At 73.0% G+C, this 23,771-nt stretch carries 21 protein-coding genes and 1 pseudogene; 10 read left to right on the forward strand and 12 right to left on the reverse strand.

What is annotated here, in order from left to right; genetic code table 11:
* Window positions 1–119: 119 nt before the first annotated feature.
* Window positions 120–650, reverse strand: a complete 531-nt coding sequence (locus ACFXAZ_RS25055; RefSeq protein ID WP_384595392.1) for an ATP-binding protein — start codon at window positions 648–650, stop codon at window positions 120–122.
* Between the two features lie 176 nt (window positions 651–826).
* Here ACFXAZ_RS25055 and ACFXAZ_RS25060 point away from each other — a divergent pair, with 176 nt between their 5' ends.
* The 3 genes and pseudogenes from ACFXAZ_RS25060 (at window position 827) to ACFXAZ_RS25070 (ending at window position 3,164) form a co-directional block, all read left to right on the forward strand.
* Window positions 827–1,756: a Scr1 family TA system antitoxin-like transcriptional regulator gene (locus ACFXAZ_RS25060; RefSeq protein WP_384595442.1), complete on the forward strand. Its 930-nt coding sequence runs from the start codon at window positions 827–829 to the stop codon at window positions 1,754–1,756.
* A pseudogene (locus ACFXAZ_RS25065) lies at window positions 1,680–1,967 on the forward strand (DUF397 domain-containing protein); the annotation flags it as partial. The gene ACFXAZ_RS25060 and the pseudogene ACFXAZ_RS25065, both read left to right, overlap by 77 nt.
* A 303-nt stretch (window positions 1,968–2,270) precedes the next feature.
* Window positions 2,271–3,164: a hypothetical protein gene (locus ACFXAZ_RS25070; RefSeq protein WP_384595395.1), complete on the forward strand. Its 894-nt coding sequence runs from the start codon at window positions 2,271–2,273 to the stop codon at window positions 3,162–3,164.
* A gap of 5 nt (window positions 3,165–3,169) precedes the next feature.
* On the opposite strand, the gene ACFXAZ_RS25075 is transcribed toward ACFXAZ_RS25070, so the two are convergent.
* Together ACFXAZ_RS25075 and ACFXAZ_RS25080 are read right to left on the reverse strand one after the other, a co-directional pair.
* Entirely contained in the window at window positions 3,170–3,550 is a 381-nt protein-coding gene (locus ACFXAZ_RS25075; RefSeq protein ID WP_382680895.1) for a hypothetical protein, read from the reverse strand.
* On the reverse strand, window positions 3,547–3,804 hold the full coding sequence (locus tag ACFXAZ_RS25080; RefSeq protein WP_382680894.1) for a hypothetical protein: 258 nt from the start codon (window positions 3,802–3,804) through the stop codon (window positions 3,547–3,549). Before ACFXAZ_RS25080 ends, ACFXAZ_RS25075 begins: the two co-directional genes overlap by 4 nt.
* A 166-nt stretch (window positions 3,805–3,970) precedes the next feature.
* Between ACFXAZ_RS25080 and ACFXAZ_RS25085 the strand changes: the two genes are divergently transcribed.
* On the forward strand, window positions 3,971–4,627 hold the full coding sequence (locus tag ACFXAZ_RS25085; RefSeq protein ID WP_384595399.1) for a DUF433 domain-containing protein: 657 nt from the start codon (window positions 3,971–3,973) through the stop codon (window positions 4,625–4,627).
* 33 nt (window positions 4,628–4,660) lie between these two features.
* Here ACFXAZ_RS25085 and ACFXAZ_RS25090 read toward each other — a convergent pair whose 3' ends face one another.
* From ACFXAZ_RS25090 to ACFXAZ_RS25105, 4 genes are all read right to left on the reverse strand, one after another.
* Window positions 4,661–5,332, reverse strand: a complete 672-nt coding sequence (locus tag ACFXAZ_RS25090; RefSeq protein WP_384595401.1) for a thioredoxin domain-containing protein — start codon at window positions 5,330–5,332, stop codon at window positions 4,661–4,663.
* Entirely contained in the window at window positions 5,329–7,440 is a 2,112-nt protein-coding gene (locus tag ACFXAZ_RS25095) for a cytochrome c oxidase assembly protein (RefSeq protein ID WP_384595404.1), read from the reverse strand. Before ACFXAZ_RS25095 ends, ACFXAZ_RS25090 begins: the two co-directional genes overlap by 4 nt.
* On the reverse strand, window positions 7,433–8,065 hold the full coding sequence (locus ACFXAZ_RS25100) for a copper resistance protein CopC (RefSeq protein ID WP_384595407.1): 633 nt from the start codon (window positions 8,063–8,065) through the stop codon (window positions 7,433–7,435). Before ACFXAZ_RS25100 ends, ACFXAZ_RS25095 begins: the two co-directional genes overlap by 8 nt.
* A gap of 92 nt (window positions 8,066–8,157) precedes the next feature.
* A complete protein-coding gene (locus ACFXAZ_RS25105; protein ID WP_384595410.1) occupies window positions 8,158–8,820 on the reverse strand; it encodes a hypothetical protein in 663 nt (220 codons plus the stop codon).
* Window positions 8,821–9,380: 560 nt separating this feature from the next.
* Here ACFXAZ_RS25105 and ACFXAZ_RS25110 point away from each other — a divergent pair.
* Together ACFXAZ_RS25110 and ACFXAZ_RS25115 are read left to right on the forward strand one after the other, a co-directional pair.
* On the forward strand, window positions 9,381–13,340 hold the full coding sequence (locus ACFXAZ_RS25110; protein WP_384595445.1) for a hypothetical protein: 3,960 nt from the start codon (window positions 9,381–9,383) through the stop codon (window positions 13,338–13,340).
* Window positions 13,341–13,624: 284 nt separating this feature from the next.
* Window positions 13,625–14,377 (forward strand): glycosyltransferase family 2 protein, encoded by a 753-nt coding sequence (locus ACFXAZ_RS25115; RefSeq protein ID WP_384595413.1) that lies wholly within the window; start codon window positions 13,625–13,627, stop codon window positions 14,375–14,377.
* Between the two features lie 206 nt (window positions 14,378–14,583).
* On the opposite strand, the gene ACFXAZ_RS25120 is transcribed toward ACFXAZ_RS25115, so the two are convergent.
* A complete protein-coding gene (locus ACFXAZ_RS25120; RefSeq protein WP_384595416.1) occupies window positions 14,584–16,452 on the reverse strand; it encodes an ABC transporter ATP-binding protein in 1,869 nt (622 codons plus the stop codon).
* A 105-nt stretch (window positions 16,453–16,557) separates the two neighbouring features.
* Between ACFXAZ_RS25120 and ACFXAZ_RS25125 the strand changes: the two genes are divergently transcribed.
* Window positions 16,558–17,154 carry a TetR/AcrR family transcriptional regulator gene (locus ACFXAZ_RS25125; protein ID WP_384595418.1) on the forward strand — a complete coding sequence of 199 codons (597 nt, stop codon included), beginning with the start codon at window positions 16,558–16,560 and terminating at the stop codon, window positions 17,152–17,154.
* A 93-nt stretch (window positions 17,155–17,247) separates the two neighbouring features.
* Window positions 17,248–17,466, forward strand: a complete 219-nt coding sequence (locus ACFXAZ_RS25130) for a DUF4287 domain-containing protein (RefSeq protein WP_384595421.1) — start codon at window positions 17,248–17,250, stop codon at window positions 17,464–17,466.
* Window positions 17,467–17,479: 13 nt separating this feature from the next.
* Here ACFXAZ_RS25130 and ACFXAZ_RS25135 read toward each other — a convergent pair whose 3' ends face one another.
* From ACFXAZ_RS25135 to ACFXAZ_RS25150, 4 genes are all read right to left on the reverse strand, one after another.
* Complete coding sequence (locus ACFXAZ_RS25135; RefSeq protein WP_384595424.1) at window positions 17,480–18,280, reverse strand: class I SAM-dependent methyltransferase; 801 nt, start codon at window positions 18,278–18,280, stop codon at window positions 17,480–17,482.
* A gap of 69 nt (window positions 18,281–18,349) precedes the next feature.
* Window positions 18,350–19,390 (reverse strand): transporter, encoded by a 1,041-nt coding sequence (locus ACFXAZ_RS25140; protein ID WP_384595427.1) that lies wholly within the window; start codon window positions 19,388–19,390, stop codon window positions 18,350–18,352.
* Window positions 19,387–20,289 (reverse strand): ABC transporter ATP-binding protein, encoded by a 903-nt coding sequence (locus ACFXAZ_RS25145; protein ID WP_384595430.1) that lies wholly within the window; start codon window positions 20,287–20,289, stop codon window positions 19,387–19,389. Before ACFXAZ_RS25145 ends, ACFXAZ_RS25140 begins: the two co-directional genes overlap by 4 nt.
* The gene (locus ACFXAZ_RS25150) at window positions 20,286–20,774 is read right to left on the reverse strand and encodes a GntR family transcriptional regulator (RefSeq protein ID WP_384595433.1); all 489 of its coding nucleotides are present in this window, start codon (window positions 20,772–20,774) and stop codon (window positions 20,286–20,288) included. The genes ACFXAZ_RS25145 and ACFXAZ_RS25150 overlap by 4 nt, the downstream gene beginning before the upstream one ends.
* Before the next feature lie 278 nt (window positions 20,775–21,052).
* Here ACFXAZ_RS25150 and ACFXAZ_RS25155 point away from each other — a divergent pair, with 278 nt between their 5' ends.
* Window positions 21,053–22,972 carry an NAD-binding protein gene (locus ACFXAZ_RS25155; protein ID WP_384595436.1) on the forward strand — a complete coding sequence of 640 codons (1,920 nt, stop codon included), beginning with the start codon at window positions 21,053–21,055 and terminating at the stop codon, window positions 22,970–22,972.
* Between the two features lie 50 nt (window positions 22,973–23,022).
* Window positions 23,023–23,352, forward strand: coding sequence for a DUF6191 domain-containing protein (locus tag ACFXAZ_RS25160; protein ID WP_382680884.1), 330 nt, complete (start codon window positions 23,023–23,025; stop codon window positions 23,350–23,352).
* The last annotated feature ends 419 nt before the right edge of the window (window positions 23,353–23,771 follow it).

The raw sequence follows: 23,771 nt of genomic DNA on the forward strand, positions 1-23,771 counted from the left end.
CCCCCCCCCCCCCCACCCCCCCCACACACACACACCCCCCCCCCCCCACACCCACACACCACCAAACACTCTTGTTTTTAGGTGGGCGCGGGGGGCGGGGGATCTTGTCAACGGTCCCGTCAACGGGCGGTGACGTCCGGGGCCGGGGCCGCCCACGGGGGTGTCGGCGGCTCGATGCCCAGCTCCGCCCACACCGTCTTTCCCACCGGGTCGCGCGGCTCCCACCCCCACCGCACCGCCAGTACGTCCACCATCAGCAGGCCCCGGCCCGACTCACCCTCCGGATACGACGTCGGCGCGCCCGTCGGCAAACGCCTCTCGGCGGCAGCGTCCGCGACCTCCACCCGCACCACGCCCGCCGCCGCGTCGAGGGTGAGCCGGAGGCCGCACTCCCGTCCCGGGACGCGGCCATGCTGTACGGCGTTCGCCGCGAGTTCGCCTGCCACCAGCGCGACCGCGCACGTCACGTCCGACGCCACCGGGTAGCCCCGCTCCTCCAGCCACTTCACCGCCAGCCGCCGGGCGAGCTGCGCGCCTCGCGGCGTAGCCGCGAACTGTGTCTTGAAAGAGGGGGGTGCGGGCAGTGTGGGGGGTGCGGGGAGTTCGCGCTCCTCCCCTTCCGGGGTGGTCGTTTCCGCTTCTGTCAGCACGGGGGGTCCGTCCCTTTCCGTCGAGCCGGTGCATGTCGTGACGTGCATGAGTCGTCACGTTCCGTGCTCAAGAGTCGTCCGATCCCTCTACGCTCTACAGGGGAAACTCCATTACCTTCTCGTCCGTAAGGAACGGAAGTGACGTTATGGCCAAGGAAATTGACCCCAGTGAGTCGATGGCCGCGCTGTTCGGTACGCGCGTGCGCAGGCTTCGCAAGGCGGCCGGGCTGACTCAGGCCGAACTCGGCGACCTCGTCCATGTGGTGGCCACGCGGATCACCCAGATCGAGCGCGCGTCCGGATCCAAGCCCACCCTGGAACTGGCGCGGGCGCTGGACGCGGCCCTGGGTGCGGACAACTTGCTGATCGACTTGTGGATCTACGTGTATCGGGAGGCGTTTCCCGACTGGTCACAGAAGTTCATCACGGAGCAGAGGAGGGCGGTGGTCATCCGGGAGTACGCGGCTCATCTGGTGCCGGGTCTGTTGCAGACGGAGAAGTACGCGCGAGCGGTTCTGAGTCTCGGTCAGACACTCACGGGCAAGGAGCATCTGGAAGAGCGCGTCACTTTTCGTATGGAGCGACAGGGACGTCTCGCTGGGCCCGATCGACCCGACTACTGGGTGATCCTTGACGAGGCGGTACTCAGGCGTCCTGTCGGTGGTCAGGCGGTGATGCGTGACCAGATGGCCCGGCTACTCAAGGCTGCGGAGGAGTCGCACGTCACCATTCAGGTACTGCCGTTCGTCCTAGGCGGGCATGACTTCCTCAACGGCTCGCTCTCGCTGCTCATCATGCCGGACGGCTCGGAGATCGCGTACACAGAGGGCTCGCACCACGGCCAACTCAGCGAGGAACCAGACGAGATCCGGGGCTTCGCCCTGGCCTACGATCGATTGAGAGCGGCAGCTCTGCCCCCGCTCATGTCCCTGGAGATGATCCGATCCTTGATGGAGGTAAATCACCGTGGAACAAAGGTTCCATCTCCATCGGACCGGCGTCGCCTGGCGAAAGAGCAGCTACACCAATCAGGGAGGCGACAACTGCGTGGAGGTGGCCGACGGGCTCAAAAGCCGCCTCCTGGGCAACCTTCATCAGCGAGTTGAAAGAAGGCGAACAGCGATGAGCACTGTCGCTTGGCGCAAGAGCAGCTATAGCAACTACGAGGGCGGCAACTGCGTGGAGGTGGCCGACGGGTTCAAAGCCGTCGTCCCCGTCCGTGACAGCAAGGCCCCGCACGGCCCCGCGCTGTGCTTCAAGACAACCTCCTGGGTGGCCTTCATAAGTCAGTTGAAAGCCAGTCACCACCGGCCCTGAGCCGACCACCCCCCGGCCCTCACCCACCTGCCGGACCCACCGTCCCCTTGTCCGCGAGGGTCCGGCGAGCCGCTGACCTCCCTAAAGAACCGGGGGAAAGAACTTCCCGCCCGCCCACCCTCCCGCGCCCAGAGGCGGCCGTCACCCGTCCGAGTGACCAGCTTGCCGGGGCGGAAGGCGGGCGGTTACGTTCGCCGCGACAACCCCAAACGCCCCAAGCCACAACCCCCAAACAGAGACGGCCCCCGGCCGGGACTGGCATCCCGAACGAGGGCCTGACCGCTCAGGAAGCAGACCTTCCCGATGGTTGAAACGCAGTCTAACGCTCCCCTGCGCGCCAGCGCCGGACGTTCGACATCCGGCGTGATCCACGTCCGCACCCGCCTCACCGCCGACTTCACCGTCATCTCCAACGCCCTCGCCCAGCGGCGCGGCAGCGCGGTCACGGTTGGCGTCGCGGCGTACATCCTCTCCCTGCCCGATGGCTCCCCGGTGACCATCACCGCCCTGTGCGAGCACTTCAGCGAGGGCGAGATCCTGATCTCGCGGGCCCTGCGGGAGCTGGAAGACGCCGGTTACCTGGAACGTCGTCGTGAGCGCCTGTCCACGGGGCGGATCCGTACCCGTACGTACTTCTACGACGTACCCGGCGGCGGCCCGGATCAGGACGGGCCCCACCCAGAACCCCCCGAGCCCCCGGCACCGCCGAAGCCACCCCGGCCCCGGCAGCGGAGCGCCCCCGTCCCGCAGACTCCCGCCTCCGACTCGCCTCCCTGCGAGGCGGGCGAGGAACCGGCGATCCCGCTCGCCGACGCCGACCCGAAAGCCGTCGCCGTACTGGCGAGCCTGCGGCGCGTCGACCCCCGTCTGATCCTGTCCGAGCGGGAGGCCGTACGGCTCGCGCCCGCCATCACCTCATGGCTCGCGGCCGGGGTCGCGCCGCACCAGGTCATCGAGATGCTGACCGCGCGGCTGCCCGACCACTTCCTGAGCCGCCCGGCGGGAATCCTCGCCTACCGCCTCCGTGAGACCCCGCTCCCCGCCCCGCCGCAGGGGCCGCCCACCGAACGTCCCGCCGCCGTGCCGCCCTTGCGCAACTGCGACGGCTGTGAGCGCGCCTTCCGGGCTGCTGAGCCAGGACGCTGCCGAAGCTGCCGGGAGCGCGCTGCCGGGGAACGCCTGCGGGCGGCCGGCTGAGCCGGTCAGGGGCTGAGGTCCAGCGTGCGTACCGGCAGTTCCTTCCACAGTTGCGGCTCGGTGGTCGCGATCAACGCGCCGTTCGGCCGGTACGGGCTGGGCTGGGCGGCGTAGAGGGTGTGCGCGGCGGACCACGTGGTCTCACGGGCCACGGCCAGCGCGGCCGGTAGATCCAGTTCGAGCAGCACCAGGCCGGGCAGGGCCGCGATGTGCTCCGCCGTGCCCTGTCGGCTTCGGTCGGCCTCGATCAGGGCACACACGGTGGCGTACAGGAACCAGCCCGGCTCGTCGTGGGCACGGTGGATCAACCGGGACGCCAGGACGTTGCCCCGCCCGGCGGCGACCATCGCGCTCTCGTCGAGAATCACATGCACGTCACGCGTCATGGGGTGCCCGCCTCCGCCAGGCGACGGTCCAGCTCGACGTCCAGCTCGGCCTGCTGCCGCTCGGTGACGTCGTAGCCGTTCCACTCCCGCAACACCGCCCGCGCCTTCTCCGCCCGCTCGGCCCGCTCGGCCGGGGTGAGCAGGGTCTCGGCCATCCGAGCCAGGTACGCACGCAGGGACATCCCCTCACCTGCCGCTATCTGCGCGAGCCGGTCGCGGGCCTCGGTGGGGATACGGATGTTGGCGTCGGACATGGCGCGGGCTCCCTTTCACTCACCCCACGAGGGGTGCGGGTACGTACCCGTACCCTACCCACGTCCACGCCGCCATGGCTCCAGCCACCGGTCGCCCCCCTTGGCAGGCTTGATGTGCGACGATCCGAAACCGGGCACCGGGCGCGGCGGCAGGAGGAGGCGGGACATGGGCGACAGATTCAGGGACGGACTCCTGACCCCCACGGAAACAGCCTCCTACCTGGAGATTCCGCAGTCGACACTGGCCACGTGGCTGAAGGGCAGGGCCGCTGGGGCGCCTCTGGTTCATCAGGTCGAGCCGGTCCGCAAGGGGCAGCCCTCCGTGCCGTTCATCGCGGTGGCCGAGGCGCACGTCCTCCATTCCCTGCGCTCCCTGGGGCTGCGGATGAGTGAGATCCGGGAAGCGGCCGCCGCCGTACGGGATGCCTTCGCCACCCCCTACGGGCTCGTGTCCAGGCGGATCGCAACGGACGGCGTGGACATCTTCATCGAGCACGGCCTCGGGGACCCCCGCAGGGCCCGGGATGGTCAGGCGCCGATCCACGAGGTGGTCTCCGGCTGTCTCCGCTACCTGAACTGGGAGCCCGACGACGACTTTCCCTCCAGCCTGCGGCTCAGGCCGTACCCGGAGTCCGTGCCCGTCGTGATCGATCCGAGGTTCGGGCAGGGGAGGCCGGTCGTGGCCGCCCATCGTGTCGCCGTCAAGGCCATCACGGACCTGTGGGAGGCCGGGGAGAGCGTCGAGGACATCGCGTACGACTTCGACATGACGCCCGACCAGGTCGACGCGCTGTGCCAGGCAGTGGTGCGCCTTGCCGCCTGATTTCTCCCTCGGCCGCAATCCCGGACGTCGGCCTCAGTCCTCCAACCCCTCCTCGATCAACCCCCTGAACTCGTCATAAGACCCCGGGCTCGCCACCATCTCCCCGTCGAAGAAGAACGTCGGCGTTCCCGTCACGCCCAGTCCCACCCCGTCCCGCTGGTCGGCGATGACCCGGCCCGCTGTTTCCGGGTCGGCCAGGTCCGTGTCGAACTGGGGCATGTTCAGGCCGAGTTCGCGGGCGTAGTCGCGGAAGACATCCTCCTTCCAGTCCTGGGACTCCCCCCACTCCTTCTGCGTGGTGAAGAGCTGGTCGTACATCTCCTCGAACTTGCCCTGCATCGCCGCCGCCTCTGCCGTCCGGGCGGCGAGTTCCGCGTTGCGGTGGCCCGGCATGGGGAAGTAGCGGGCCACGAAGGTCACGCGGTCGCCGTACTCCTCGCGGAGCCGCTCGACCACCGGGTAGTACACGGCGCACGCCTCGCACTCGAAGTCCAGGAACTCCACGACGGTCAGCTCACTGCGCTCCGGCGAGGTCAGGCGGTGGCTGGAGGCACGGACGGGCTCGGCGTCCGCCGCCGGTTGGACATCCAGGCTCGCGCTGCCGGAGCGGCCGTCCGGGGACAGGAGGAGATACGAGCCGTAGGCCGTGGCGAAGCCCACGACCAGTACGGCGGCGGCGATCAGGTTCTTCTTCAGCTTGGTCATGGCTTCTCGTTCCGTGCGGTGATGGCCCGGTCCCGGGCGTGCAGGCTCGCCAGGTACGCGTTGTACGTGGTCAAGGGGTCGTTGCCGTCGGCTTTGTCGATGCGGCGGTCGATGCGGCGGGCCTCGCGGCGGTCGGCGCGGACCCACTGGGCGGCCAGGACGATCGTGGTCAGGAGGACGGGGATGTCCCCCGTCGCCCAGGCGATGGCGCCCGCGTCGTACTGGTCCGCCATCGGGTCGGTGACCCAGGGGCGGTCGAGCGAGGTCCACCAGCCCTCGCCGATCAGCGCGCTGGAACTCATCAGCGAGATGCTGAACCACGAGTGGAACGGCATCGTGAGGATGAGGGCGAACAGGCGGCCCAGGTACGGGGGGCGGCGGGGGCCCGGGTCCACGCCGATGATCACCCAGAAGAACAGCAGCCCCACCGCCAGGAAGTGCACCAGCATGAGGACATGGCCCAGGTGGCTGCCCATCAGCGTCTCGAAGAGCGAGGTGTAGTAGACGGCGAAGGCGCTGCCGACGAACAGCACGCTCGCCACCACCGGGTGCGAGACGACCCGTACGCAGCGGCTGTGGAGGAGGGCGAGGAGGAGTTCGCGCGGGCCCGGCGGCGCGTTCTTCGGGGACGGCGGGAGCGCGCGCAGGGCCAGGGTCGCCGGGGCGCCCAGCACCAGCAGCAGCGGCACCGTCATCGCCAGGATCATGTGCTGGCCCATGTGGACGCTGAACAGCACCTTCCCGTACGTCGCCAGGCCGCTCATGCTCGCCAGCACGGCCACCGCGAGGCCCGCCAGCCACGCGATCGTCCGTCCCGGCGGCCAGTGGTCCCCGCGTCGGCGCAACTTCCGTACGCCCGCCAGATAGAGCGCGCCCGCCGCCCCCGTACCGAAGGCGAAGAGCGGGTCGAAGTGCCATTCGGTGAGGAGAGGGGTCCAGGGGAAGTCGCCCAGGGGTGGGGGCATGCGGAAGCCGAGGAGTTGTTCCGTGGGGGTGAGGGTGGACGGCTCCTCGGTGAGGGGTGGTGGGGTGCGGGACAGGGCCACCGCCATGCCCGTCGTCGCCGCCATCAGGAGGAGTTCCGTGGCGGCCAGGCGGAGGAAGGGGGCCCGGGCGCCCTTGGTCAGCGACGGCAGGGTTCGGGCGCGGTGGCGGTGGCCGATCGCCGCGAGCGCGGCCAGCGCCGCCGTCTTCGCCAGGATCATCAGGCCGTACGACGTCGTCACCAGGTCCGTGAGCGACGGGAGCCGGACGGCCGCGTTCACCACTCCGCTCGCCGCCACCGTCAGCAGCGCCCCCGCCGCCAGCGGGCTGAAGCGGCGTACCGCGTCCGCCGTGCCCTGCTCTCCCCTCGCCGCCACCACCAGCACGAACAGCAGCCCGCCCACCCAGATCGCCGCGCCGACCAGGTGCAGCGCGAGGGCGGCCACCGCCGCGTCATGGTCGCCGGACGCCGAGGAGTGGCCGGTGAACGCCGATGGCAGCAGACCCGCCACCGCCAGGACCAGGGCCGGACGGGCCCAGCGGGCCGTCCCCAGCCCCACGCACAGGGTGGCCACCGTCGCCGCCACGGCCGCCGTCATCGCGTACGCCCGGCCCTGCGCGTCGGTGGTGACGAAGTCCGCCACCACCTCGGGCCTGGCGATCTCGGCGAGCGGGCGGGCGGAGAGGTCCGAGAGGGTGAGGAGGAGGGTCGCGACGGACGCGGCTGCCCATACCGTCGCCGACGCCATCGCCCAGTTGAGATAGCGGAGCTGGGTGCCGTCCAGGCGGCGGCCACCCGGCAGCAGGACCGCCACCAGGAGCAGGGCCCCTGTCGTCGCCACCGCCGCCGCGTCCGTGAGGGCCCGCGCCACGGGCAGCGCCCACGTGGTCAGCGGGCCCGCGTCCTCGATCCCCGGCACCGCCACCACCCCTGCGGTCCCGCCTCCTGCCCATACGGCGATCAGGGCTACGGCGAGTGTGGTGAGCAGGGCCGTCCCGAGGATCCTGCGGAGGGGGAGATCCGGTCGTCCCTCGCCGGTATGTCCCCCGCTGGTACGTCCCTCTCCGGTATTTCCCTCGCTGGTACGTCCCTCTCCGGTACGGCCATCGCCGGTGCTACGCATCTGTGGACCGCCTCCGCCGTCGTACCGCAATCGCATAAGCGACCGCCCCGCCGATCACCGCCAGCGAAGCCGCCACCGCCCCGGCCAGGAGGCCCGCGCCCGCGCCCGTGTCCGCGTCCGGAGGCTCAGCGGTCCTTGCCAGAGCCGGAGGCGTCGGCGTCAGCGGCGGCGGCTCCGGGGCATCCGGCTTCCCGGCCTCCCTCACCTCGAAGGCGTACGACCCCGCCACCGGATGGCCGTCCGCCGACACCACCCGGTACCCCACCGTGTACCGGCCCGCAGGCGCTCCGCCCCCGCCCGGGAGATCCAGCCGCACGGTCTTCCCCGTCACCCTCGGCTCGCCCTCCCCCACCGGCGTCCCGTCCGCGCCGGTCACGGCCAACTGGGCGTACCGCTCGGTCATGGTGTCGCTGAAGGTCAGGGTGATGTCCGGGGGCAGCGCGGTGAGGGTGGCGTCGGCGGGCGGGGTGCGGGTGACCAGTTCGGTGTGGGCCATGGCCGGTGGGGCGGCGGTGGCGAGGGCCGCGAGCGTGGCGGCGGGTACGGCCAGGACGCGTACGGCCAGGACGCGTACCGCCAGGACGCGTGCCGCCGTACGGACGGCACGCCTGTCTGTGATCGGCATGATCGGGCGCTTTCTACGGTCCCCGGCGGCGCGCGTGGGCCGCCGGGGCAGGCGGGACCGGCCCGCCGGAACGGCCCCGTGTGCCATGCCCGTCAGGGCAGGGAGGGACCGCCCATCGGCAGCGGCCGGAAGGGGGCGAGGTCAACGCACCCGAACCTCGGCGGCGCCCGCCCCGACGCCCGCCTGATCGGCGTCGCGGACCGCAGCGGCGTCGTGTCCTCGCTGATCGCCACCCTCGGGCCGGTGCCGTATCCCGGCCCCAGCCTCGGCCACACGAACACCAGCAGCCGGTGCACGGCGGCGAGCACCGGCCCGCCGCTCTGCCACTGCCACAGCATCCGCTCGGTCACGCCGAGCAGGCGCGCCGCGATCACGACGCCCACGAGATGCCCGGCGAGCAGCACCCCGGCCGGTGGCCCGGCGTCGGCACCGTGCTCGGCCAGCACACCGCCCGAGGTGACCGTCCCCTCGGCCGCCGACAGCGCGTACGCCACGTGGGACGCGAGCTGCGCGGCCACCAGCACGCCGATCACCTGCGCGTCCGTCAGCCGCCGCCGGGTCAGCAGTACCGCGCCGGGCACCGCCACGACCGCGACCGCCCCGACGATGACCCACCCGGGCGCGTGACACCGGGCCAGCACATGCCCCAGCAACGGCAGCAGCACGCACAGCGTCGCCAGCACCCCGGCCCGCAGTCCCCGCAGCACCCCGGACGCCGGGGAGGCGTCGGCGGTGGGGCGGTGGAGGGGGCTCATGGGGCGGCTCTGGCCTTCGGCGAGGGATCGCGATGGGTGCGTGCGTACGTCCCGGGCAGCGTATCCAGCCGCGTTCCCGGCGGCTCCCGGCGGGTACCCCGTCGCTCGGCTCCGGTCCCTCCCCACGTGGAGACCGGTGCCGAGCGACGCGTTTTCGTGGACCCGGAGGGCCGACGTGGCCGGCGGGAGAGCGGGTCCGGGAGGGGTGGGGGGTGGCCGAGGCCGGGTGCCGGGGGCCGCTGGGGTCAGGGTGCTGTCGTCGGGCCGGTGCTGCGGGCTCGTAACGTTGGCTGAAGTTGACCCAGAACGTGCGGCGTCATCAGATGCCTTTCCTAGCGCTGTGCTGGTGACCTGCCCTGGCTCCGCACGGTGAGTGCGTCGATGCGTCGTGATCCTGCCAGTCGGGGCCACCCGTGGAGGAGGCTCCGGATCGCGCGGATCGGCTCCGCCGCAGGTCAGCCATATAAGGTGAGTTTTCCGGTCCGGACGTACCGGGGAGATCGAGCTAGTCGTGGCCGACGGCGATCCGTGGTGGGCGGCCGTGGGTGACGGGCGAAGGGGTGGAGGCGTTGGGGTCCGAATCCGGGCCGCGTGCGGCCTTCGCCGAGCGGCTCGCGCTGCTGTACCAGGAGGCGGGCAACCCGCCCCTGAAGAGCGTCGCCGAAGCCGTCGTACGGCTTCAGCGGGTCGATGAGCGCGGGCGGCCGATACGGGTCTCCGCGCAGCGGATCAGTGACTGGCGGCGGGCCAAGAACGTGCCCGCCCAGTTCGCCGCCCTCGCCGCCGTGCTGCATGTGCTCATACCGGCCGCCCGGCGGGCCCGGCCCCAGCCCGTCTCCGCCGGGCTCTACGACCTGCCCCAGTGGCAGCGGCTGTGGGAACTCGCCCTCGCCGACCCGCTCGGCACCCGGCCCCCGCCCGACACCGGCACCGCCCCCGTGCCCAGCGCCCTGTGTCCCTACCGGGGGCTCGCCTCCTACCGGCAGCAGGACGCCGGCTGGTTCTTCGGGCGGCGGCGCAGTACCGACGCCCTCGTCGAGCAGCTCCGTGACGCCGAGCGGACCGGCGGGATCGTGATGCTCGTGGGCGCCTCCGGTGCCGGGAAGTCCTCCCTCCTCAACGCCGGGCTGCTGCCCGCCCTGGAGAGCGGGGTGCTGGGGGAGGAACGGGCGGCCGTGGCGCGGCTCGTGCCGGGGAGTGATCCGGTGACGGAGCTGGTGCGGCGAATACCGGGGTTGGCGCCGTTCGCCGCGCGGCGGCACGGAGACGGCGGCATCGACCCCGGGGCGGTCAATGCCGCCATAACCTCCGGCTCCGGTCCCCCCGCCCCACCCGTCCTCATGGTCGACCAGTTCGAAGAGGTCTTCACCCTCTGTCCGGACGACGACACCCGCCGTACGTTCATCCGGCTGCTGCACGCCGCCGCCTCCCCTCCCCCTGGTCCCCCGGGCGGGACGCCCCCCGTGCTCGTCGTGCTCGGGATACGGGCCGACTTCTTCGAGCAGTGTCTGGTCCATCCCGAGCTGGCGGACGCGCTCCAGCACCGGCACATGGTGCTGGGGCCGTTGACCGCCGGGGAGCTGCGGGACGCGGTCACCGGGCCGGCGAGGGCGGTGGGGCTGGAGCTGGAGCCGGGGCTCGCCGAGCTGATCGTGCGGGAGGTGAGCGCCGACGGGCCGCGCGGGGCGCATGACGCCGGGGTGCTGCCGCTGCTGTCGCACGCGCTGCTGGCCACCTGGCAGCGGCGCAAGGGCGGGCGGCTGACGCTGGCGGGGTACCGGGCCGCCGGGGGCATCCAGGGGGCGGTGGCCGCGACCGCCGAGCAGGCCTGGTCGGGGCTGGACCCGGCCGCCCGGACCGCCGCCCGCCTGCTGCTGCTGCGGCTCGTGCGGATCGGCGAGGACACCGCGGCCACCCGGCGGCGCGGCACCCGGCGGCAACTGGCCGAGGAGTCCGCCGATCCGGGCAAGACGGAGGAGTCGCTGGAGGCGCTGGTCCGGGCCCGGCTGGTGACGCTCGACGCCGAGACCGTGGAGATCACCCACGAGGCCCTGCTGCACGCCTGGCCCCGGCTGCGCGACTGGATCGACGAGGACCGGGGCGGCAATCTGCTGCGCCAGCGGCTGGAGGAGGACGGCCGGGCCTGGGAGACCAGCGGACGCGACACCGCGCTGCTGTACCGGGGGTCACGGCTGGACCAGGCCCACGCCTGGGCCGAGTCGGCCGGGGACACGTTCCTCAACCGGGGCGCGGTGGAGTTCCTGGCCGCGTCGGTGCGGCTGCGCCGCCGTACCGTCTGGCTCAGCCGGGGCGCGGTGGCCGCGCTGATGGTGCTGGCGATCGTCGCGGTCGGCTCCGCCGTCGTCGCCTGGCAGCAGCGCGACGACGCCGTGTTCGCGCAGGTCATCGCCGAGGCCGACCGGGTCCGCGACTCCGACCCGTCGCTGTCCGCCCAGATCGACCTGGTCGCCCATCAACTGCGCCCGGACGACAAGGACACCTGGAACCGGCTGGTCTCCATCGTCAACGCCCCGCTGGCCACGCCCCTGACCGGCCACACCGGCGCCGTCTACCTCACCAGCTTCAGCCCGGACGGCGACACCCTCGCCACCGCCGGCTACGACCGCACCGTACGGCTGTGGGACGTGTCCGACCGGTCCCGCCCCACCGCGCTCGGCGAGCCGCTGACCGGGCACACCAGCTGGGTCTCCACCGCCGTCTTCAGCCCCGACGGCACCCTCCTCGCCACCGCCTCCGACGACGGCACCATGCGGCTGTGGGACGTCACCGACCCGGCCGACCCGCGCCCGCTCGGGGCGCCCTGGACCGGGCAGGACGGCACGGTCTATCTGCTCGCCTTCAGCCCGGACGGCCGTACCGTCGCCGCCGCCACCGAGGACCACGTCGTACGGCTCTGGAATCTCGACGATCCCGCCCGGCCCACCGCGCTGGCCACCCTCGAAGGGCACACCGCCGCCGTGCGCTCGGTCGCCTTCGGCCCGGACGGGCGCACCCTCGCCTCCGCCGGGGACGACTTCTCCGTACGGCTGTGGGACGTCACCGACCGCGAGCGGCCGACGGCGCTCGGCGTGCCCCGCACGGCCCACCGCGCGCTGGTGCACTCCGTGGCCTTCAGCCCGGACGGGCGCACCCTGGCCAGCGGCGGCGCCGACGACACCGTGCAACTGTGGGACGTCTCCGACCGGACGAAGGCGGTCCCGATCGGCATGCCGATCATCGGGCACACCGGCCCCATCTGGTCGGTGGCGTTCAGCCCGGACGGCGCGCTGCTCGCCATCGCCAGCGCGGACAGCACGGCCACCCTGTGGAGCGTGGCCAATCCGGCCCACCCTTCCCAGGTCGGCGAGCCGCTCGCGGGCAGCAGCGGCGAGATGTACGCCCTCGGCTTCAGCCCGGACGGCGCCTCTCTCGCCACCGGCACCGGCGACGGCCGGGTGCGGCTGTGGTCGCTGCCCACCTCCGACATGGTGGGCCGGGTCGGCGCCTTCCGCCCGGACGGCCGGGTGCTGGCCACGGCCGCCCGCGACCAGAGCGTACGGCTGTGGGACGTACGGCGGCCCGAGGCGCCGGTGCGGCTCAGCGAACCGTTTCGCCCGGCGGGCGGCGAGGTGAAGTCCGTGGTCTTCTCCCCCGACGGCACCACCCTCGCGGTGCTGGTCGGCAGCGACGCGGTCCAGCTGTGGGACGTCGCCGACCCGGCCCGCCCGGTCCCGCACGGCCCCCCGCTCCTGCTGCACACCCGCTACGCGGGCCCCGACGCGCTCGCCTACAGCCCCGACGGGCGCACCCTCGCCACCGCCTACGACGACCGCACCATCCGGCTCTGGGACGTCACCGACCCCGCCGCCCCGCGCCCCCTCGGACCGGCCCTCACCGGGCACTCCGGCTATGTCAACGCGCTCGTCTTCAGCCCCGACGGGCGCACCCTGGCCAGCGGCAGCGCGGACACCACCATCCGGCTCTGGGACGTGCGGGACCCGGCGAAGCCGGTCGCCCACCGCACCCCGCTCACCGGCCATCTCGGCGCGGTCAACGCGCTCGCCTTCCGCCCCGACGGGCTGACCCTGGCCAGCGGCAGCGACGACAACACCGTACGGCTGTGGACCACCGGCGATCCGGCGGCGGCGAAGCCGCTGGGTGCCGGGCTGCTCGGGCACACCGAGGCCATCGTCTCGCTGACCTTCGGCCACGACGGGCGCACCCTCGCCTCCGGCGGCAACGACGACACGGTCCGGCTGTGGAACGTCGCCAGCCCCGCCGCCGCCGTCCCCATCGGCAAGTCGATGAGCCCCAACGCCAAGACCGGCAGCTTTCTCTCCTTCAGCCCCAACAGCCAGATGCTGGGCGTGTCCAGCGGGTCCGGCACCGTGCGGCTCTGGGACCTCGACGTCGAGACCGCCGAGCGGCGCATCTGCGCGGCCACCCGCTCCGTACTGACCCGGGAGAAGTGGAACGAGTATCTGCCCCGGCTGTCCTACGAGCCCCCGTGCGGCGAATAGCCCGCCCGGCCGCCCTCCCCGACCGTTGCCCGGTGGTTCCCCAGATCCTCACCCGATCCTCACCCGGCCCGCACTTCACACGTGATCCCGGTCACAGAGTCTCGTCGTGGTCGCGCAGTCGGCTCCCATGGGGCCAACCACCTTGTTACGCTTGCCCACAGCCCGATCGCTGGTGCATCCCCCGTCGCCAGCGGTCGGGCCTTGTCTTTGACGGAAGTCTTTGACGGAAGCAGGGCCTTGGCAGAGTTACGGAAGCGTCCCCCACCGCTCCCCGGAGGTACCGCGTGACCGGGCGGGTCATCGTCGTCACGGCCGTCCACGCCCCCTCGGCGGCCCATCTGCCCGACGCCCACAAGTCCCTGCGCGAGCAGGAACTCCCGCCCGGCTGGGAGTGGCACTGGCTGATCCAGGAGGACGGCCGGACCGACGCCGTACGGTCCCACGTCCCCGACGACGAGCGGGTCTCCTTCCACCAGGGCCGCCCCGGCGGACCCGGCGTCGCCCGCACCATGGCCCTCGCCCACGCCGACGGCCCGTACGTGAAGGTCCTGGACGCCGATGATCTGCTCGCGCCGGGCGCGCTGGCCCGCGATCTCGCCGCGCTGGAGGCCGACCGCACCCTGGGCTGGGCCACCTCCCGGGTCCTGGACCTGCTGCCCGACGGCACGACCACCGGCTTCCCCGGCGACCCCGAGGCCGGGCCGATAGAGCGCGGCGCGCTGCTCGCCCCCTGGAAGGCCAACGGCCACCGCACCCCGGTGCACCCCGCGAGCCTCTTCGTCCGGCGGGGCCTGCTGCTCGCCGTCGGCGGCTGGATGGCCCTGCCCGCCTCCGAGGACACCGGCCTGCTGATGGCGCTGAACGCGGTCAGCCGGGGCTGGTTCACCGCCGAGACCGGCCTGTACTACCGCAAGTGGGACGGCCAGGTCACCGGCCAGGCCGCCCATGTCGACCCGGTCGAGCGGGAGGCCCGGATGGCGGTGGTGGAGGGCCGGGCACGGGCCCTGGCGGAACAGGACTGGAAGCGACCGTCCTAGGGCACGCCCAGGCGCTCCCTGGGGCACTTCCGGGGCACTTCCGGGGCCGGCGTGCGGTGTGAGGTTGACACAGGGGGTGTCATGCGACCCCCGGGCCCGTCCAGGGCAGCGAGGGAGCGGGCCGGGCGCGCGAGGCCGCGGGGGGACCGGTGCGGCGAGAGTGCGTGCATGGCGTCGCGGGGCGGGCGGGCATTGTCAGACCCGCCCTAGCCCCCGCTCCCCTCGCCCGGGGCCGCGCTCACCCGCTCGTCCGTGGTGGGCGGGGCGCCGGGGGCCCGATCCGGCGTCGCCGTCAGGCGTAGCGCCGCCACCATGTCGCGGTAGAGGCCGTCGGTGGCGAGCAGATGGGTGTGGGTGCCCGTCGCGCGGACCCGGCCCTGTTCCAGGACGATGATCCGGTCCGCCTCCACGACCGTGGAGAGCCGGTGCGCGATGGTCACCACCGCCGCCCGCGAGGCCCGCTCCCGTATGAACGTCTGCACGGCCGCCTCGGTCAGCCCGTCGAGCTGGGCCGTCGCCTCGTCCAGGAGCAGGATCTCCGGGTCGGCGACGAACGCGCGGGCGAGCGCGACGCGCTGGCGCTCACCGCCGGAGACGGTGGCCCCGGCGAGGAGCGTGTCCAGCCCCTCGGGGAGTTCCTTCGCCCGGCGGGTCAGGCCGACCGCGTCCAGCGCGGCCCACAGCTCGGTGTCGGTCGCCGCCGGGCGCAGATAGCGCAGGTTGTCGGCGAGGGTGCCGGGCAGCAGCGGGGTGTCCTGCTCGACGTACGCGATCCGGCGCCGGGTCTCGTACGCGGGCCAGTCGTCCAGCGGGCGGCCGTCCAGGACCAGCCGGCCGGAGTCGGGGCGCAGGAACTCCAGCATCAGCGAGAACGCGGTGGTCTTGCCCGCGCCGGAGGGTCCGACGATCGCGGTGTGCCCGTGCCGGGGGACGGCGAAGGAGACGGCGTCCAGGACCGGGGGGCCGTCGGGGGCGTAGCGGGCGGTGACGTCGTGGAAGGCCAGGACGTGGGGGGTGGTGGGGGTGGGGCGGGGGGTGGCAGGACGGGGTACGGCGGCGGCGCGGGCGTGGCCCTCCTCCACCTCCAGCTTCTGGATCTCCGCGATCCGGGCCGCCGCGGCGATGCCGGACTGCAACTGGGAGAACTCCTGGGCCAGTTCGGTGGCCGGGCCGAGCAACTGGAAGGCGTACAGCAGGAAGGCGATCAGGCCGGAGACCGCCAGGGCGCCCGAGTCCACCCGGAACGCGCCGATCGCCAGGATCAGCAGGATCGCCAGCTGGACCCCGGCCAGGGTGACCGTCCAGACGGTGGCGTCGATGCGGACCGCCTTGATGCTGTGGCGCGCGGACGCGTCCGCCTCGGCCACGATCCGCTCCGACTCCCGCTCCTCGGCGCGCGCGGACTTGACCGTACGGATCGCGCGCAGCGCCCCGTCGAGCGCCGCGCCCAGCCTGCCCACCGACTCCTGCGCGGCGCGCTGCGTCCTGGCGAGCCGCGGCATCAGCAGGGCGACCAGCACGCCCACGACGGCGAGGCTGCCGAAGGTGACGGCGAACAGCACCAGGTCGAGCAGCGCCATCATGACGAGCGCCCCGACCAGCCCGATCGCGCCGTTGACCAGCTGGGTCAGGCTGGAGGCGGCGGCCTCGCGCATCAGTACGGTGTCGGAGGTGACGCGGGTGACCAGCTCCCCGCCGGCCCGGCCGCCCAGGGCGCCGATCCTCAGCCGCAGCAGCCGCCGGACCATCGACCGGCGGGCGTCGCGCACCACGTACTCGCCCATCCGCCCGAGCAGGATCCACTGGGCGAACTGGGTCACCGAGCCCACGACGATCAGTGTGGACAGCGCGATCACCGCCGGGGCGATCGAGCGGGACTCGGCGAGCCCGTCCAGCACCCACTTGGTGGCGAGCGGGGTCGCGAGGGTGGTGGCGGTGACGAAGAGCCCGAGGAACAGCCCGGCGGCGAGCGTACGGCGGTGGGGGCGGACGAAGGACCACAGCAGCCGCAGGTTGGGCAGGGTCGGGGCCGCCTTCTCCGACCTCCGCGGCTCGACGGATTCGATGTTTGGCACAGCGGACTCTCCCCCTGGGATTGCACACCTTACTTTTGGGACTCTGTTGTCCCATTTTCGAGTATGCAGGGTTCACTGTGAAGAGTCCACCGTTATATTTGGCACATGAGCACGACGTCCCCCGCCGAGTCCGGAACCCGCAACCGGACCCGCCGCGCGATCCTCGACGCCGCCACGTCGGTGCTGGCCCGGGACCGCCGGGCGACCCTCGCGGAGATCGCCAAGGCCGCCGACGTGGGCCGCAGCACGCTGCACCGCTACTTCCCGGACCGCGATCAACTGATCCACGCGGCGATGGTGGACTCCCTGGAAATGATCGACAGGGCCGTGCACGACGCCGCGACCGAGCAGGGGCCCCCGGCGGAGGCGATGCGGCGGCTGGTCACCTCGGTCGTCGGCATGGGCCACCGGATGCTGTTCGCCTTCGGGGAGGCCCAGCTCTTCGAGGAGGTCGGCGCGACCTTCTACGAGGGCGAGGCGGGCGAGGACGACACCGGACGGCTGATCCTCGCCCTCATCGAACGCGGTCAGAAGGACGGCGTCTTCGACACCGGGGTGTCGGCCACCTGGATCATGCAGGTGATGTGGGCCCTGGTCTACGCGGGCGCGGAGGCGGCCCAGCAGGGCACGCTGCCGCCCCCCGGGGTGACGGCCCATGTCATCCGGACCCTGGAGGGCGGCGTACGGGCACGGGAAGTGTGACGCGAAGCACATCCGGACGGCGATGAGCCGACGCCGGTCCAGCCGTCCACATCAGCGACAGACATCACCGTACGAGCCCCGAGGAGCCCCGCCATGGCCGACGCCCCCGTCAAAGGTCCCGCCAGCTACTTCCCCGCCATCGAGAAGAAGTACGGCCGTCCGATCGAGGAGTGGAAGCAGCTGGTCCGGGACGCGCTGCCCGCCAAGCACATGGAGCTGGTGAAGCTGCTCAAGGAGGAGCACGGCATGGGCCACGGCCACGCCAACGCCCTGGTGGCCCACACCCTCGCGGAGACCGGCGAGCGCTCCTGAACGCCCCCGCGCGTCAGCCGGTCAGCGGCGCCCGGCCGACCCGGATCTTCGACTGGCCGTGCGGACGGGTCTCCCAGTCGTCCATGAAACGGGCGTGCAGCCCGTGTCCCTCGGCCAGCGCCAGCAGCGTCTCGGTGCGGTAGTAGAAGTCCTCGCGCAGGACCTGGTGCTCGGTGCCCTCGGTGCGGTCGAAGGTGAAGTCGAAGAACCCGGACGGGGTCAGCACCCGCCCGACATGGGCGAGGCACTGGTCGATCAGCTCGATCGGCGAGTGCGAGAAGACGCTGTGCGCGTGGACGACGTCGAAGTGCGCGTCGGGCAGGAAGTCCAGCGTGAGATCGCCGGTGATGGTGAGGTGCGGCAGCTTGTCCTGGAGCCCGCGTTCGGTGAGGGTGCGCTTCGCGGCGACCAGGATGTCCGGCGAGATGTCGATGCCGTAGTAGTCGCCGGGGTCGAGGTGGCCGATGAACCGCCAGCCGCCGCGCAGATTGCCACAGCCGATGTCCAGCATCCGGTGCCCGGGGCGCAGCCCGTGCTCGACGAGATAGTCGAACTGCATCTCGCCCAGGGCCAGCCAGCGGTCATGGGTCCGGCTGCCGACCGCCGCCTCGGGGCTGCGGCGGGTGTCCGAGGCCATCACCGCCCGGTAGTAGCCGACATGGTCCGGGTGCTTCATCCGCAGCCAGGCGTCCCGGCCGGCCCGGCGGACGTACGGCACCACCTTCGCGGGGTGGCGCAGCGCGTAGCCCGCCTTGTGGGTGAGGGTGGCGCGATTGCTGCGCAGCTTCTTCGGTGATGTGGCGTCCGCGGGCATGACCGAGAGACCTCCGAGCTGTGTGGGAAGGGGGTTGGGGTTGGGGGTGGGGGTGGGGGTGGTGCGGGGTTATGCCGCCCGGCGGCGCAGGACCAGGACCGTCGCCAGGGTCAGCAGCAGGGCCGCGCCGCCGAGGATGCCGGTGTCGACCCACTGGAGCGTCCAGTAGTCGCCGGGCGGATTGGCCTCGTAGAAGCGGGAGACGTATCCGTTCTCGGCCATGCACCGCTTGAGTTCGGCGCCGGACGGATGCGGGCAGTTCAGTACGTCGTCCCGGTCGCCGGAGGCGGTGATCATGCCGTAGGTGCCGGTGGACCACTTCTCGCCCATCGGGGGCTTGGGACGGATGCCCTCGCTGATGTACGACCGCGGCGGGACCAGCACCCGCAGCTTGTGGGCGAGTTCGAGCGCGGCGACGGTCACGCCGGTGGCCAGCAGGGTCAGGCCCATCGCGGCCAGCACCCGGCGGGTGAGCAGCCCGATGAGGGTGCCCGCGGCGAGGCCGAAGAGGGCGGCGGCGGCGACCCGGGGGCCGGAGCCGCTGAGCGCGGAGGTCTCGTACCAGAAGAGTCCGTAGCTGCGGTCGGCGGCCGGTTCCCGCCACCAGGAGAACAGGGTGGCGAGGAGGCCGGACAGCACCACCGTGCAGACGGCGGCCAGACCGAACCGGGACGCGAACCACTGGGCGCGGCTGATGCCCTGGGACAGGACCATGCGGTGGGTGCCGAGTTCGAGGTCGCGGCCGAGCAGCGGGGCGCCCCAGAAGACGCCGATCAGCACGGGCAGCGCGATGTTCAGCAGACCGAGGTACTGGAGCGGGGCGATGTCCATCAGCAGGGGGAGGCCGTCGGGGCCGGAGCAGTGCAGCGGGCCCGGGTCGCAGTGGCCGTACCGGCCGCCGCGCAGCTCGTCGAACATGCCCGCGCGGGAGTACGCGGCGACCGCGACGGCCACCAGCAGCGCGCCCGCGCCGACCGCGACGAGCACGCGGGACTGCCGCCAGGCGAGCCACAGGGCACCCCGGACCGCGTGACGCCGGGCGGCGGGGGTGGTGGGCCGGGGGCGCGGGCGGGCGGTGGGGCGGTCGACGGGGCTGGAGGTGGTGCTCACGCGGCGACCTCCGCCGGGGTGCCGGGGGTGCGCGGGGCGTCTTCGGTCAGGTGGGCCATGAGGACGTCCTCCAGCCGGGGGTGTTCGAGGTGCCAGTCGCCGTGCAGCGGGCCGCACCGCCGGACGAGGGCGGTGAGCTGCCGGCCGCTGGTGCTGTGCCGTACGACGATGTGGTCCGCCAGCGTCCCGGCCTGATCGGCGTGTCCGGTGACCTGGACGTGGGCCTCGCGCAGCGCGTCGGCGTCCTCGCAGACCGCGGCCCGGCCGTCGCGGAGCAGCACCACCCAGTCGCAGGTCTGCTCCAGCTCGGGCAGCACATGGGAGGAGAGCACGATGCTGGTGCCGTGCTCGGCGGCCTCGGTCATCAGCGCCCCCATGATCTGACCCCGGACCACCGGGTCCAGGTCGGCCATCGGCTCGTCCAGGAGCAGCAGTTCGGGGCGTTTGCCGAGCGCGAGGGCGAGGGCGACCCGGGTGCGGCGGCCGGGCGACAGCTCGCCCAGCCGGGCGGTCGGCGCGATCTGGCCCCCGGCGATCAGGCGCTCGGCCGTCGCCCGGTCCCAGGTGGGGTTCAGCCGGGCGCCCAGGCGCAGGGTCTCGGCGACCGTGAAGCGCGGGTACAGCGGCTTGTCCTGGGTGACCAGGGCGACGCGGCTGCGCGCGGCGGGGGTCGCCGGGGCGGCGTCCAGCACCCGTATCTCTCCCTCGCGGGGGCGCAGCAGGCCGCCGGCCAGGTGCAGCAGCGTGCTCTTGCCGACGCCGTTGCGGCCGACGAGGGCGGTGATCCGGCCGGGGGGCACGGTGAACGCACAGTCCCGCAGGGCCCATTCACCCCGCGTCCGGTACCGGAACCCGAGTCCCTCGGCGTGCAGCGCGGCGGGCGCGTCCGGCCCGGTCATGCGTCCTCCTGTTGTCTGGGTTGTCTTGACTGTCTTGACTGTCTTGGCTGTCCGGGTTGTCCGGCGGGGGGTGTCCGTCGTCCGGGCCGCTGTGGCGCCCGGCTCTGCTGGTCGTGCGCGTCCAGCGCGGCCGTGACCAGGGCGAGCACATCGGCCCGCTCCAGTCCCGCGCCCCGGGCCCGCGCGGTCCAGTCGGCCAGCTCGGCGCGGAGCGGGGAGTCGTCCTCCGCGCCGGGCCGGGCGAGCGACCGGGTCACGAAGGTGCCCAGGCCCCGGCGGAGTTCCACCAGTCCGGCGGCCTCCAGGTCGCGGTAGGCCCGCAGCACGGTGTTGGGGTTGACGGCGGTGGCGGCGACGACCTCCCTGGCCGTCGGCAGCTTGTCGCCCACCTTCAACGTGCCCATGCGCAGCGCCCGTTCGGTCTGCTCGACGATCTGCACATAGGCCGGGACCCCGCCGCCACGGTCGATCCGGTACTCGACCACGTCACCTTCGCTTCTTCCATGGTTCCATTAATGAATTAACACAAGCATGGAATGGGGGCGCGGTCGATGTCAAACAGGAGGGATGGTGCGGCGGGGGGAGTGCGGCGCGGGCGGTGCGGTGGGGGCGGTGTTCGGCCGTTCCGTGGTCGGGCGCTGGAACCGGCGATCTCGCTGCGGCAGTCTGTGCCCTTGTGGCGAGCGTTCCGGGGCAGAGTGCGGGTGCGGTATCAGGTGCGGGTGCGTTTTCCGGTACGGACGGGGCGTCGGCGGCCGGGCCCATGGTGGTCTGCGGCGATGACGGACTGGCCCATCGGCTGGCGGCCGAACTGCGCGGGGTGTACGGCGAACAGGTGACGCTGGTCGTCCCGCCGACCGTCAGCCGGGTGCGCAGGCCGGTGGTGGGCCGGGCCCGGGCGGCGTCGGCGGCGCTGCTGGACCGGGTGGGGCGGGTGGGCCGGGTGGGGACGTCGGTGGCCCGGTTCCCGGTGACGGCGGCGGGCGGCCCGCCGGGTGAGGGCACCGGCGAGCGGATCGTGGAGGCCGCCGAGCCGAACGAGGCGGCGCTGGCGGAGGCGGGCGTGGACCGGGCGGCGGCCCTGGCGCTGGTCTATGACGACGACGAGACCAACATCCGGGCCGCCCTGACCGCCCGCCGCCTCAACCCCCGGCTGCGGCTGGTCGTACGGCTCTACAACCGCCGCCTCGGCCAGCACATCGAGGAACTCCTGGACCAGGCGGCGGCACTGGCGACCGGCGCGGACGGGGTGGGCGGGGGTGACACCTCGACGGTGGTCCTCTCGGACGCCGACACGGCGGCACCCGCGCTGGCGGCGACGGCGCTCACCGGCACCAGCAAGGTCGTCCAGACGGACGGGCTGATGCTGCGGGCGGTGGAGCGCGTGCCGCCCCTGCCGGGGCAGGTCGCCGACCCCGGGCTCGCCACGCTGGCGCTGCTGTCCGCGACGAGCAACGATCCGGCGGGAACGGACGGTTCGGAGGCCAGCGGCGAACAGGGGCCGCACCTGCTCCCCGACGCGGCGGCGGTGCGGTCGGCGACCGGCCGCGCCACGATCGTCCTGGAACAGGTGTCCTACTCGGGCCCGACCCTGTCCACGGCCCGCACGGGCGTCCCCCTCGCCTCGCTCTTCTCCCGCCGGCTGCGCTGGATCCTGGCGGGCCTGGCCGTCTGTGTGATCGCCCTGGCGGTGGCGCTGATGCTGGTGACGGACGACCATCCGCTGCACGCCACGTACATCACGCTGCTCGACCTCTTCGCGATCAACGAACCGGCCACGGAGGAGCCCGTGGGGCGGCAGATCCTCCAACTCCTGTCCGGCCTGGTGGGGTTGCTGCTGCTGCCGGTGCTGCTGGCCGCCGTCCTGGAGGGGCTCGGCACCTTCCGGACCGCCTCCGCCCTGCGCAAGCCGCCCCGGGGGCTGAGCGGTCATGTGGTGCTGCTGGGCCTGGGCAAGATCGGCACCCGGGTGCTGACCCGGCTGCGCGAACTGCACATCCCCGTCGTCTGCGTGGAGTCCGACCCCGAGGCGCGGGGCATGGCGACGGCCCGGCGGCTGCGGGTCCCGGTGGTCCTCGGGGATGTCACCCAGGAGGGCGTCCTGGAGGCGGCGAAGATCCATCGGGCGTCCGCCCTGCTGGCCCTGACCAGCGTCGACACCACCAACCTGGAAGCGGCCCTGTACGCCCGCTCACTGCGCTCCGAACTGCGGGTGGTGCTGAGGCTGTACGACGACGACTTCGCCACCGCGGTGTACCGCACCCTGCGCGCCGCCCACCCGGGTGCCCTCACCCGCAGCCGCAGCGTCTCCCACCTCGCGGCTCCCGCCTTCGCCTCGGCGATGTTCGGCCGCCAGATCCTCGGCGCGATCCCGGTGGAACGCCGGGTCCTGCTCTTCGCGGCGCTGGAGGTGGCCGGACAGCCGCAACTGGAGGGCCGCACGATCGCCGAGGCGTTCCGCCCGGGGGCCTGGCGGGTCCTCGCCCTGGACACGGACGCGTCCCGGCGGGCCCGCTCCGGCGACGCCACCTCACCGACCGGCGCCGCCCAGCCGTCCGGCCTGATCTGGGACCTGCCCGACACCCTCGTCCTGAACTCCGGCGACCGCGTCGTCCTGGCGGCGACCCGCCAGGGCCTCGCGGAACTGCTGGGCAGACGGAGACCGGCGGGGGCGGGCACCTGAGATCTGCGAACACTTGACCGGGAAGGGCTCTCTGGGCGCACACTGACCCCATGGAGTTCGCCGTCTTCGTCACGCTCCCCGGGCTGGTCATTCTGCTCACGGCCATAGCCTTCGTCGATCAACTGCTGCTCAGAATGGGCCGGGCCGGGCTGCTGCCCTGGCGCAACGGGGCCCGCGCCGGGCAGGTGTCGGCCACCGGGTTCGAGCAACTGCACGGCGCCCTCTCCCCGGGCAAGTCCCATGAACTGAAGGAACGTCAGTCGTCGCTCCTGATGCGCGACGACGAGGAGGACGGCGCACCCCCGAACCGCACCCGCGTCGACCTGGAGAACGGCGTGGCGGTGGTACGCCTGCCCCAGCCGCCCTCCGGCCCGAGCTGACCCCTCGGGGGCCGTGATCAGGAGCCGGCCCTCAGACACCCCACCGCCCCTCGGCCCGAGCCGACCCGCAGGCCCAGCGCCGCCCTCGGCCCGAGCTGACGCCTCGGGGGCCGTGATCAGGAGCCCGCCCTCGGACACCCCACCGCCCCTCGGCCCGAGCCGACCCGCAGGCCCAGCGCCGCCCTCGGCCCGAGCCGACCCCTCGGGGGCCGTGATCAGGAGCCCGCCCTCAGACACCCCACCGCCCCTCGGCCCGAGCCGACCCGCAGGCCCAGCGCCGCCCTCGGCCCGAGCCGACCCCTCGGGGGCCGTGATCAGGAGCCCGCCCTCAGACACCCCACCGCCCCTCGGCCCGAGCCGACCCGCAGGCCCAGCGCCGCCCTCGGCCCGAGCTGACGCCTCGGGGGCCGTGATCAGGA

This window comes from Streptomyces sp. NPDC059477, from assembly GCF_042749375.1.
In the GTDB taxonomy this organism is placed as follows: Bacteria; Actinomycetota; Actinomycetes; order Streptomycetales; family Streptomycetaceae; genus Streptomyces.